This is a genomic window from Ornithinimicrobium sp. (genome assembly GCF_030537745.1).
Classification (GTDB): Bacteria; Actinomycetota; Actinomycetes; order Actinomycetales; family Dermatophilaceae; genus Ornithinicoccus.
In genome coordinates this window covers 1-11,175 of record NZ_JAUNVI010000078.1, presented here as the reverse complement: position 1 = coordinate 11,175, position 11,175 = coordinate 1, and the positions used below count along the sequence as shown (strand labels likewise).

Sequence of the window (11,175 nt, the reverse complement as noted above, 5' to 3'; positions counted from 1 at the left end):
GAGCGGGCCCAGATCCTGACCTCCTCGGTCAGCGGGCGGGTGCGCAGGCCCGCTTCGTCCACCCACTGCATACCAGGCTCGCCACCTGCGTCGCTGCCGACCACTGGCAGCCCCACACCGCCAAGCTCGCAGGCGGTGTCCTCCGGGACCGCGAAGTAGATCAGGTCGATGTGCTGGTGAGGGGGCTCGCGGGAGATGTCCTCGACCTGGATGCCCTCTGGCCGCAACAGTTGTCGCGGGGCGCCGGGCGCGTCGTGGGTGATCCCGGCACTGCCGACCAGCCGCACCGCGATCCCGGTCTCCTCGCGAGCCTCCCGCCTGGCCGCGTCGTCGGGCAGCTCGTGGGGCTCGATGTGACCACCGGGAGGCAGCCACAGCCCCAGCTTGCGGTGGGGGTGCAGGAGCACCTGGCCTTGACACACCACAAAGACCGCCACCGTGAAGTGCTTGACGATCCCGTCCGGCGGCTCCCGGTCCTGCACGTGGCCCATGGGGCGACGATAAGCGTTGAGGTATGAGGTGCCCCTGGCGGTAGGGTTCGTGGTGCGCCAGCCAGCCGGCCAGCGTCACCCCGCAAGCGCTTCGAGGAGCACATCCGTGTCCAGCCAGATCATCGTCCAGGTCGCAGGCAGACAGCGATCGGTCGATCAGGGCACGAGCGCTGCTGACCTCTTCGCCGACGACCGGCAGGTGGTGGTCGCCCGTGTCGACGGCGACCTCGTCGACCTGGCCCACGTGCTTGCCGACGGTGACGTGGTGGAGCCGGTGCTGGTCAGCGAGCCCGAGGGCCTCCAAGTGCTGCGCCACTCGTGCGCGCACGTGCTCGCCCAGGCCGTCCAGGCCGCCGACCCGCAGGCTCGGCTCGGCATCGGCCCACCGATCCGGGACGGCTTCTACTACGACTTCGACGTCGAGGCGCCGTTCACTCCTGAGGACCTCAAGGCGCTGGAGAAGTCGATGCAGAAGATCATCAACTCGGGTCAGACCTTCGCTCGGCGTGACGTCAGCGACGGTGAGGCGCGACGAGAGCTGGCTGGTGAGCCTTACAAGCTTGAGCTGATCGGCCTCAAGGGCGGCTCGGCCGACGAGGCCGCCGAGGGCGCGAGCGTCGAGGTCGGTGGCTCCCAGCTGACCATCTACGACAACCTCGACCGCACCGGCACCGTCGTCTGGGGCGACCTGTGTCGGGGGCCGCACGTGCCGACCACCAAGCTCATCGCCAACGGTTTCAAGCTGATGCGCAGCGCCGCCGCCTACTGGCGCGGCAGCGAGAAAAACCCTCAGCTGCAACGCATCTACGGCACCGCCTGGCCGACCAAGCCGGAGCTCACCGCCTATCTGGATCGTCTCGCCGAGGCGGAGAAGCGCGACCACCGCAAGCTCGGTGCCGAGATGGATCTCTACTCCTTCCCTGAGCAGCTCGGCTCCGGGTTGCCGCTCTTCCACCCCAAGGGCGGCGTCCTCAAGCGCGTCATGGAGGACTACGTCCGCCAGCGGCACATCGAGGAGGGCTTCGACTACGTCGGGACTCCGCACATCTCCAAGGAAGGCCTGTTCCATACCTCTGGGCACCTGCCTTACTACGCGGACAGCATGTTCCCGCCGATGGAGATGGAGGGCAGCACCTACTACCTCAAGGCCATGAACTGCCCGATGCACAACCTGATCTTCTCCTCGCGCGGGCGCTCCTACCGGGAGTTGCCGTTGCGCTTCTTCGAGTTCGGGTCGGTCTATCGCAACGAGAAGTCGGGCGTCGTGCACGGGCTCACCAGGGTCCGCGGGATGACTCAGGACGACTCCCACTCCTATGTCACTCCAGACCAGGCGGCTGACGAGATCCGGCACCTCCTGAAGTTCATCCTGGGTCTGCTGGACGACTTCGGGCTCAGCGACTACTACCTCGAGCTCTCGACCCCGGACATGGCGGGGGACAAGAAGGACAAGTTCCAAGGGACCCCGGAGCAGTGGGCCGGTGCCGTCGAAGTGCTCGAGACGGTCGCGCGCGAGACCGGTCTCGAGCTGGTCGCCGACCCCGGCGGCGCGGCCTTCTACGGCCCCAAGATCTCGGTGCAGGCGCGTGACGCGATCGGGCGCACCTGGCAGATGTCGACCATCCAGTACGACTTTAACCAGCCCGCGGGCTTCGGTCTGGAATACCAAGCGGCTGACGGGACCCGGCAGCAGCCGGTGATGATCCATTCTGCCAAGTTCGGCTCGATCGAGCGCTTCATCGGCGTCCTCGTCGAGCACTACGCGGGTGCCTTCCCGCCGTGGCTGGCCCCCGTGCAGGTGGTAGGGGTGCCCGTCGCCGAGGACTTTGACGACTACCTCAAGGACATCGCCGCCCAGCTTCGCGCGGCTGGCGCTCGGGTCGAGCTGGATTTGTCCGACGACCGGTTCCCTAAAAAGATCCGCAACGCGAGCAAGTCCAAAGCGCCGTTCATCCTCATCGTCGGCGGTGAGGATCGCGACGCTGGGGCGGTTTCGTTCCGTTACCGCGACGGCTCTCAGAAGAACGGAGTGCCGGTCGCCGAGGCGATCGCCGAGATCATGGCGGCGATCCGCGACCGCGTCCAGGTCTGAGGCGGCTCATCGATCAGCCGTTGCGCGGCTCGAGCAGGAAGACCGGGATCTGGCGGTCCGTCTTCTGCTGGTACTCCGCATAGGGCGGGAAGGCAGCGACCCCGCGGTCCCACCATTGGTCGCGTTCCGGGCCAGCCTCGAGCAGCCGGATGGTGCGGGTCAGTTGCTCGGTGCCGTCCTGCACGAGCACCTCGCCGCCGGCATTGAGGTTGTAGAACCACGTCGGGTGCTTGGCTGCGCCACCCTTGCTGGCGAACGCGGCATACGTGCCGTCGTGCTCGACCCGCATGACGGGCACGCGGCGCAGCAAGCCTGAGCGGGCCCCGCGCATCGTCATGACGATGATCGACATCCCGTTGATGTCGGCGACCCGGGTGTCACCGGCGGCGTCGATCTGGGCAAGCTGGGTGGCGACCCAGCTCGTCTTCTCAGGCAGGTATGACGTGGCGGGAGCGTGCGGTTCGATGGACATAATCACGACAACGTGCAGATCCTCGCCGCTCTTCCCGGTCCGATCCGTTCGAGGCGCCGATCCGGGTGGCTAGGATCGCGGTCATGGATCCACGCCCGCACGACTGCGCCGAGGACGATGGCCAGGCGGTCGCCGACGCGGGAGACTTCGCGGGTGTCCCCGACGGCTTCGGGCGGCTCTGGACCCCGCATCGCATGGCCTATGTGCAGGGGGAGAGGCCGAGCAACGACGCAGGCGTGGGCTGCCCGTTCTGTGCCGCGCCAGCCAAGTCTGACGCCGAGGGGTTGATCGTGCACCGGGGGGAGCACTGCTACGTCGTCCTCAACCTTTTCCCTTACAACCCCGGGCACCTGCTGATCTGTCCCTATCGTCATGTCCCGCTCTACCTCGACCTGACCGATGCGGAGACGGCTGAATTCAGCGCACTGACCAAGGCCGCTCTCCTGGCCCTGCGGTCCGCCAGCGACCCCGCCGGCTTCAACCTTGGGATGAACCAGGGGGAGGTCGCGGGCGCTGGCGTCGCAGCGCACCTACATCAGCACGTCGTCCCCAGGTGGGCTGGCGACATGAATTTTCTGCCGATCGTCGGACAGACCAAGGCGTTGCCGCAGTTGCTCGACGATGTGCGTCAACGGCTGACGTCGGCCTGGCCGCATGGCGGCGAACTCTAGGGGAGGCGATGTCGGTCACGAGATGCGCCGATTGCGCAGGCCCGAGACAGTAGGGCCATGGACATCACCGAGGTCATCCTTCATCAACATGCCGAGCAACGCCGGATGTTTGCCATGCTTCAGGAGTTTCCGCGCCAGGACGAAGCAGGGCTGGACGCGCTGTGGAACCGGCTGCAGATCCTGCTCGAGACGCACGCAGAGGCCGAAGAGCTCTACTTCTATCCTGAGCTGCTGCGCCTGGGCACCGGTGCCGGCGATGCGGAGTCTGCCGAAGAGGAGGTCGAGGACGCGGTCAAGGACCACAACGAGATCCGCGACTCGATCCGCAAAGTGAGCCGGTGCAAGGCCGGCTCGACGGCCTGGTGGACCGCAGTCATCGACTGCGACCTGCACAACAGCGAGCACATGGCCGAGGAGGAGCGCCAAGACCTGGCCGACTTCCGCCAGCAGGCCAGCCTGGAGTTGCGGCACGAGATCGCGGTCGCCTTCCTGCGGTATGAGTCGATCAAGGCGGCCACCGGCATCCCGCCCAAGGATAAGGACCCCAAGAAGTACGTCGCCACGCGAGGCAAGCGGGCCGGCTCCCTGGCCAAGAAGGCTGCCAAGGCCGCAGAGAAGGCCACCACCACCGGTCCCGTGAGGGCCGCATCCTCAAAGAAGGCGTCCAAGGCAGCGATCGCCAAGGGCAGTTAACGTCGGCGCGGTCAGGACGTAGGATCGAGGCACGCGCCGGAGGGCCTGTGCTTTGCCCAGGTGCCGAAGATCAGCTTCCAGCAGCCGCTTATTCCTGCACCGAGAGAGACGCCAGCATGACCGAGCCCAGCACGTCCACCACCGGCACCACCCGCGTCAAGCGCGGCATGGCCGACATGCTCAAGGGCGGCGTCATCATGGACGTCGTCACGGCCGACCAGGCCAAGATCGCCGAGGATGCCGGCGCGGTTGCCGTGATGGCGCTAGAACGGGTGCCCGCAGACATCCGCGCCCAGGGCGGCGTCTCCCGGATGAGCGACCCGGACATGATCGACAAGATCATCGAGGCCGTCTCGATCCCGGTCATGGCCAAGGCCCGCATCGGCCACTTCGTCGAGGCCCAGGTCCTGCAGAGCCTCGGCGTGGACTACATCGACGAATCCGAGGTCCTGACCCCGGCCGACTACACCAACCACATCGACAAGTGGGCCTTCACCGTCCCCTTCGTCTGTGGTGCGACCAATCTGGGGGAGGCGCTGCGCCGGATCACCGAAGGGGCCGCGATGATCCGCTCCAAGGGGGAAGCGGGGACCGGTGATGTCTCCAACGCGACCACCCACATGCGCTCCATCCGCGCCCAACTCCGCCGGCTGCAGAACATGGCCGAGGATGAGCTCTACGTCGCCGCCAAGGAGCTGCAGGCTCCCTACGACTTGGTCAAGGAGGTCGCGCAGGAAGGCAAGCTGCCCGTCGTCCTCTTCACCGCCGGCGGTATCGCCACCCCGGCCGACGCCGCGATGATGATGCAGCTCGGGGCCGAGGGCGTCTTCGTCGGGTCCGGGATCTTCAAGTCCGGCAACCCGGCCGAGCGTGCGTTGGCGATCGTCAAGGCGACGACCTTCTTCGACGACCCCGACACCATCGCCAGCGTCTCGCGCGGGCTGGGCGAGGCCATGGTTGGGATCAACGTCGAGGAGATCCCGGCGCCGCACCGTCTCGCCGAGCGCGGGTGGTGACCGGTCCTTCACCGGTCGTCGGGGTCCTGGCCGTCCAGGGCGATGTCCGTGAACATCTGAGTGCGTTGACAGCCGCCGGTGCGACGGCGCGCCCGGTGCGGCGGCCCTCCGAGCTGGATGACCTGCATGGCCTGGTCATCCCCGGCGGTGAGTCCACCACAATCGACCGGCTGGCACGCATCTTCGAGCTGCACGAGCCGATCCGCGACCTCATCGCCGACGGCCTGCCGGTCTACGGCTCCTGCGCCGGGATGATCCAGCTCGCTGACCAGATCGTCGACGGTCACGCAGACCAGCAGACCTTCGGCGGCATCGACATGACGGTGCGCCGTAATGCGTTCGGCCGTCAGGTCGACTCGTTCGAGGTCGACCTGCCCGTGATCGGCATCGAGGATGCTGACCGTCCCTTCCCGGCAGTCTTCATCCGCGCGCCCCTGGTCGAGCGTGCCGGCCCGCGGGTCCAGGTCCTGGCCGAGGTGGACGGGGCCGCGGTCGCAGTCCGCCAGGGCAACCTGTTGGCAACCTCCTTCCACCCGGAGATGACCCCCGACCGGCGGGTGCACGCACTGTTCGTGCAGATGGTGCGAGCAAGTTTTTGACACGACGCTCCGAGCAGGGCGACAGACCGGCGTCACGGCATACCTGAGGTCGGCAGGTAACATCGACAGCGCAGCGCAGCGGTCGCGGCGAGAGCATGTCAACCTCCGGCAGCAAAGGGAACTTCAGCGATGAGTGGGCACTCCAAGTGGGCGACGACCAAGCACAAGAAGGCCGTCATCGACGCGAAGCGAGGCAAGCTCTTTGCCAAGCTCATCAAGAACATCGAGGTGGCCGCACGGACCGGCGGCGGTGACCTCGCGGGCAACCCGACCCTCTTCGACGCCGTCCAGAAGGCGAAGCGCACCTCCGTCCCCAACGACAACATCGAGCGCGCCGTCAAACGCGGCTCCGGGGAGGATGAAGGCGGGGCCAACTATGAAGCGCTCGTCTACGAGGGCTACGCCCCCGGCGGAGTCGCGCTCTACATCGAGTGCCTCACCGACAACAAGAACCGCGCCGTGATGGAGCTACGCACCGCGCTCACCCGCAACGGCGGCACCCTGGCCGACAACGGATCGGTCGCCTACCTCTTTGACCGCAAGGGCCAGGTGTTGATCCCCAAGGAGCAGACCGCCGGAGAGACCTCCGAGGACCAGCTCCTGGAGGTCGTGCTCGACGCCGGCGCGGAAGAGGTCAACGACCTGGGTGACTCCTTTGAGATCATCAGCGACGCCTCCTCGGTCGTCGAGGTCCGCTCGGCCCTGCAGAGTGCAGGTATGGAGTACGACTCCGCCGAGGCGACCTTCGTGCCGAGCATGGAGGTCGAGCTGGACGTCGACGGCGCGCGCAAGGTGCTGCGAGTCATCGACGCGCTCGAGGACTGTGACGATGTCCAAAACGTCTACTCCAACGCGGATATCTCCGATGAGGTCCTGGCCGAGCTGGGCGAGGACGACTGAGCGACTAACCCGGTTGCAGGCTGGGCGTGTCTGCGGCGCGGCCGTGGTGGCGAAGCGTAAGTTGAGTACGAACATCTGTACGCAACCCCCGCGAGCTGTCGCCGACCAGGAGGACCCATGCTGCGTGTGCTCGGCGTCGATCCTGGCCTGACACGTTGCGGTCTGGGCGTGGTCGAAGGGACCGCCGGGCGCAATCTGCGGATGGTCGCCGTCGGCGTCATCCGCACCCCCGTCACGGACGAGCCGCACGAGCGCCTGCTGTCCGTCCAGACCGAGATCGACCAGTGGATCGCCGACTGGCAGCCGGATGCGATCGCCGTCGAGCGGGTGTTTGCCAAGGCCAATATCAAAGGGATCATGGGGACCGCCCAGGCCTCGGCGATCCCGATGCTCGCCGCTGCTCGGCTCGGGCTCACCCTCGGCCTGCATACTCCGTCGGAGATCAAGGCTGCAGTAACCGGCAACGGCCGCGCCGACAAGGCCCAGGTCACCCACATGGTCACTCGCATCCTGTCTCTACCCACCCCGCCCAAGCCAGCGGACGCAGCCGACGCGCTGGCGCTGGCCATCTGCCACCTGTGGCGTGGCGCAATGTCCGACCGGCTGGGAGCCGGGCAGGGGGAAGGCAACCGGATCCAGCAGGCTGAGCACCATGCCAGGTCTGGCGCACCCAACCGGCTCGCCCAGCTCCATGCCCAGCACCAGAGGGCCACCCGCGCCGCCGCCGCCCGCGCGGGGGCAGCCGGCACTCGCACCACCAGGAGGATTGCCCCGTGATCGCTTCCCTGCGCGGCCAGATCAGGCACGTCGGGCTGGACAACGTTGTCGTCGAGGTGGGCGGCGTGGGCCTGATGGTCCACACCACGCCCGAGACGGCAGCCGACTGCGCGCTCGGCACAGAGGTGACCCTGGAGACCACCCTGGTCGTGCGTGAAGAGTCGTTGACGCTCTACGGTTTCCCCACCGCCGACGCCAAGGCGTTGTTCGAACAAGTGCAGACCGTGTCCGGCGTGGGCCCACGGCTGGCCCTAGCCATGCTGTCCGTGCACTCTCCGGACGCCGTGCGTGCTGCGATCGCTCGGGCCGACCTCGTCGCCTTGACCAAGGTCCCCGGCATCGGCAAAAAGTCCGCTGAGCGCCTCGTCCTCGAGCTCAAGGACAAGATCCTGGCCGTCGGGGTGGACCCTGCGTCGTTGGCGGTCCAGCCGGCCGGCTCTGGCGGTGACGCCCGGGCCGAGCAGGTGCGTGCCGCGCTCGAGGGCCTTGGATGGTCCTCCAAGCAGGCCACCGACACGGTCCACAAAGTCACGACCGCGCCCGAGGCGCCGACGGAGGTCGCGGCGATCCTGCGTGCTGCGCTGCGGGAGCTGGGCCGATGAGTGCCTATGGCGACGGCTCCAGCGAGATCGACTTCGGTGTGGGCGAGGATCCTGGCGTCGGGCGCGTGGTCGATGCGGACGGGACGGACGAGGAGCGCCTGATCGAGTCCGCGCTTCGCCCGCGTCGGCTGGCGGACTTTCCCGGCCAGCACCGGGTCCGTGACCAGCTCGGCCTCGTCTTGGAGGCCGCGCGACGTCGGGGCACCCCTCCCGACCACGTCCTCTTGTCAGGTCCTCCGGGGCTGGGCAAGACGACGTTGGCGATGATCATCGCCAGTGAGCTGGAGCAGCCTCTCCGGATCACGAGCGGGCCCGCCATCCAGCATGCCGGGGACCTGGCGGCCGTGCTCTCCTCCCTGATGGAGGGCGAGGTGCTCTTCCTCGACGAGATCCATCGGATGTCCCGGCCCGCCGAGGAGATGCTCTATCTGGCGATGGAAGACTTCCGGGTCGATGTCATCGTCGGCAAGGGACCCGGTGCGACCGCGATCCCGCTGGAGCTGCCGGCGTTCACCGTCGTGGGCGCCACGACCCGGGCGGGGCTGCTGCCGGCTCCGCTGCGGGACCGCTTCGGCTTCACCGGGCATCTGGACTACTACGAGACGGCCGACCTCGTCACCATCCTCACGCGCAACGCCACCCTCCTCGGCGTTCAGGCGGACCAGGCCGGGATCTTCCAAATCGCGTCCCGGTCCCGCGGCACCCCGCGCATCGCCAATCGTCTCCTTCGCCGGGTGCGCGACTGGGCACAGGTCCACGGAGAAGGCGCCGTGGACGAGGCGGCCGCCCATGCCGCGCTGGCGCTCTTTGACGTCGACGATCTCGGCCTGGACCGCCTGGACCGCGCCGTGCTCGAGGCCCTCTGCACCCGCTTTGGTGGCGGTCCGGTGGGTCTGTCAACCCTCGCCGTGGCGGTGGGGGAGGAGCCCGACACCGTCGAGACGGTCGCCGAGCCCTATCTCGTGCGGGAGGGCTTCATGGTGCGGACGCCACGTGGGCGCGCGGCCAGCCCGGCAGCCTGGGCACACCTGGGGCTTACGGCGCCAGACCCTGCGCCGGTCGGGCCCTTTGGCGCTGGTTGGGTCGCGCGCGATGGGCAGGAGCCGCTCCCGATCGAGGACCGACGGGCGTCCTCCCCGGCGCGGTTCTCCTGATCGCGTCCGCAAGCCTCTTTGGTCGGCCCAGCGCGCTCACCTAGACTGCCCCGGGTGCCCTCTTCCGGTCCGACCGGCGCCGGTGCCCACGGCATCACTTCCATGCACTAGCTAAAGGTCTTCCCCATGACGCCACTGGCCGCCGCAGCGCCCGCTTCCAACAGCGGGTCGTTGAGCCTCTTCATTCTCGGCCTTCCGCTCCTGCTGCTGCTGTGGCTGATGCTGTCCCAGCGTCGTCGGGCCAAGGCAGCGCGCGACGCCCAGGCCGGGCTGACCGTCGGACAGGACGTGATGGTCGCTGCGGGCCTCTACGGCACGGTCACCGGCCTGGACGGTGACCTTGTCCTGCTGGAGATTGCGGAGGGGGTCGTGGTCCGGGTCAACCGGCGCTCGATCATCCCGCAGCCCGAGGCGGCCGGTGCGGATGCCCAGCCGCGCGGCGGGTCGTCCACCACCTCCGCAGACCTGCCGGGGGAGCCCGCCTGATGCTGTCCCGCCCCGCACCGGGTCGCCAGGAGGAAGTCCTCCCGGGCGCTGCCGCATCCGGCCGAGTTCGGCCGTCGCAGCCTGCCCGCCGCCGGACCAAGCGGCCGGCCACCAAGGTCCGCGGGCGGCTCCGCGGTCCGATCCGGACTCTGACGACCCTGCTCGTCCTCAGCCTGCTCCTGTTTGCCGGCCTCGGTGCCGCCCATCTCTGGGGGACGCCGAAGGCCGCCCTCTCGCCCCAGCTCGGCCTCGACCTCGCCGGCGGCCGCCAGGTCGTCCTGGCACCGCTGACCGACACTGGCGCGACCATCAACGCCGAGCAGCTCGACCAGGCGATCGACATCATCCGTCGTCGCGTCGATGGCACGGGCACCGCAGAGGCAGAGGTGAGCCGCCTGGGCTCCAACGTCGCGGTCGCCATCCCCGGCAACCCGACGCCTGCGCAGCTGGAGGCCCTCAGCCGCTCCTCACAGATGGTGTTCCGGCCCGTCCTGGCCGCGATGCCGGTCGTGTCTCCGGGTGACGCGCCGCTCGTGCCGCGCGAGCTGCCGCTGCCGTCGCAGCAGCTCCAGGACGAGGTCGACAAGTTGACCGCCCCCCTCCCGACCGCACCCGCCGATGATCAGGCCCAGCAGACCGACGAGAACCGTGGTGGCGAGCGGCCCCAGATGGCGTCCTCAGACGCGGCCGGAAGCACCGCGCCTGCCGGCGCGGACGACCCGTCGGTGACGAGCGATCCGGAAGCACCCGCCATTCCCGTCGCGGACCCCTCCGACCTGGCCCAGATCACCCCGGAGCTGCAGCAGCAGTTCCTGGAGGCTGACTGCACACCAGGCAGCGCGGGCGCCGTGGCGCTGGCGGACGCCGGTGCCAAGGCACAGTCCGCCAAGCCCCTGATCGCGTGCTCCACCGACGGTGACGAGAAGTACATCCTCGGTCCGGTCGAGTTGTCGGGAGGCAGCCTCACCGACGCGACCGCGGGGCTCCAGCAACTTCAGCAGGGCGTCGTGACCGGCGCGTGGGAGGTCGTCCTCACCTTCGACGCAGAGGGCGGCAAGAAGTTCTCCGAGGTCACTTCCCGACTGATGGGCTTCCCCAAGGGCGCTCCGCAGAACCGATTCGCGATGGTGCTGGACGGCGAGGTCATCTCGGCCCCGACCGTCAACAGCCCGATCACCAACGGCGTCGCCACCATCAGCGGAAACTTTGATGCCGACAGCGC

13 protein-coding genes are annotated in these 11,175 nt (G+C 68.3%); 11 read left to right on the top strand and 2 right to left on the bottom strand.

From position 1 onward, the window contains the following. Window positions 1-491: NUDIX hydrolase (locus Q4P07_RS12765; RefSeq protein WP_303375296.1), on the bottom strand; the 491-nt coding region annotated here is incomplete at its 3' end. Window positions 492-597: 106 nt separating this feature from the next. On the opposite strand from Q4P07_RS12765, the gene thrS reads away from it, so the two are divergent. Further along, on the top strand, window positions 598-2,583 hold the full coding sequence (thrS, locus tag Q4P07_RS12760) for a threonine--tRNA ligase (RefSeq protein ID WP_303375295.1): 1,986 nt from the start codon (window positions 598-600) through the stop codon (window positions 2,581-2,583). Between the two features lie 13 nt (window positions 2,584-2,596). Here the strand turns inward: thrS and Q4P07_RS12755 are convergent, their stop codons facing one another. After that, a complete protein-coding gene (locus Q4P07_RS12755) occupies window positions 2,597-3,055 on the bottom strand; it encodes a nitroreductase/quinone reductase family protein (protein ID WP_303375294.1) in 459 nt (152 codons plus the stop codon). Between the two features lie 83 nt (window positions 3,056-3,138). Here Q4P07_RS12755 and Q4P07_RS12750 point away from each other — a divergent pair, with 83 nt between their 5' ends. From Q4P07_RS12750 to secD, 10 genes are all read left to right on the top strand, one after another. Continuing rightward, window positions 3,139-3,726, top strand: coding sequence for an HIT domain-containing protein (locus tag Q4P07_RS12750; protein ID WP_303375293.1), 588 nt, complete (start codon window positions 3,139-3,141; stop codon window positions 3,724-3,726). A gap of 57 nt (window positions 3,727-3,783) precedes the next feature. Further along, window positions 3,784-4,419: a hemerythrin domain-containing protein gene (locus tag Q4P07_RS12745; RefSeq protein ID WP_303375292.1), complete on the top strand. Its 636-nt coding sequence runs from the start codon at window positions 3,784-3,786 to the stop codon at window positions 4,417-4,419. 116 nt (window positions 4,420-4,535) lie between these two features. Next, window positions 4,536-5,435, top strand: coding sequence for a pyridoxal 5'-phosphate synthase lyase subunit PdxS (pdxS, locus tag Q4P07_RS12740; RefSeq protein WP_303375291.1), 900 nt, complete (start codon window positions 4,536-4,538; stop codon window positions 5,433-5,435). Then, window positions 5,432-6,034, top strand: a complete 603-nt coding sequence (gene pdxT, locus Q4P07_RS12735) for a pyridoxal 5'-phosphate synthase glutaminase subunit PdxT (protein ID WP_303375290.1) — start codon at window positions 5,432-5,434, stop codon at window positions 6,032-6,034. The genes pdxS and pdxT overlap by 4 nt, the downstream gene beginning before the upstream one ends. 129 nt (window positions 6,035-6,163) lie before the next feature. Beyond that, window positions 6,164-6,934 (top strand): YebC/PmpR family DNA-binding transcriptional regulator, encoded by a 771-nt coding sequence (locus tag Q4P07_RS12730; RefSeq protein WP_303375289.1) that lies wholly within the window; start codon window positions 6,164-6,166, stop codon window positions 6,932-6,934. Between the two features lie 120 nt (window positions 6,935-7,054). Further along, window positions 7,055-7,711: a crossover junction endodeoxyribonuclease RuvC gene (gene ruvC, locus Q4P07_RS12725; protein ID WP_303375297.1), complete on the top strand. Its 657-nt coding sequence runs from the start codon at window positions 7,055-7,057 to the stop codon at window positions 7,709-7,711. Then, a complete protein-coding gene (gene ruvA, locus Q4P07_RS12720) occupies window positions 7,708-8,313 on the top strand; it encodes a Holliday junction branch migration protein RuvA (protein WP_303375288.1) in 606 nt (201 codons plus the stop codon). Before ruvC ends, ruvA begins: the two co-directional genes overlap by 4 nt. Next, the gene (gene ruvB, locus Q4P07_RS12715) at window positions 8,310-9,467 is read left to right on the top strand and encodes a Holliday junction branch migration DNA helicase RuvB (protein WP_303375287.1); all 1,158 of its coding nucleotides are present in this window, start codon (window positions 8,310-8,312) and stop codon (window positions 9,465-9,467) included. Before ruvA ends, ruvB begins: the two co-directional genes overlap by 4 nt. 126 nt (window positions 9,468-9,593) lie before the next feature. Beyond that, on the top strand, window positions 9,594-9,953 hold the full coding sequence (gene yajC / locus Q4P07_RS12710; RefSeq protein WP_303375286.1) for a preprotein translocase subunit YajC: 360 nt from the start codon (window positions 9,594-9,596) through the stop codon (window positions 9,951-9,953). After that, on the top strand, window positions 9,953-11,175 hold a 1,223-nt coding region (secD, locus tag Q4P07_RS12705), incomplete at its 3' end, for a preprotein translocase subunit SecD (RefSeq protein WP_368660280.1). The genes yajC and secD, both read left to right, overlap by 1 nt.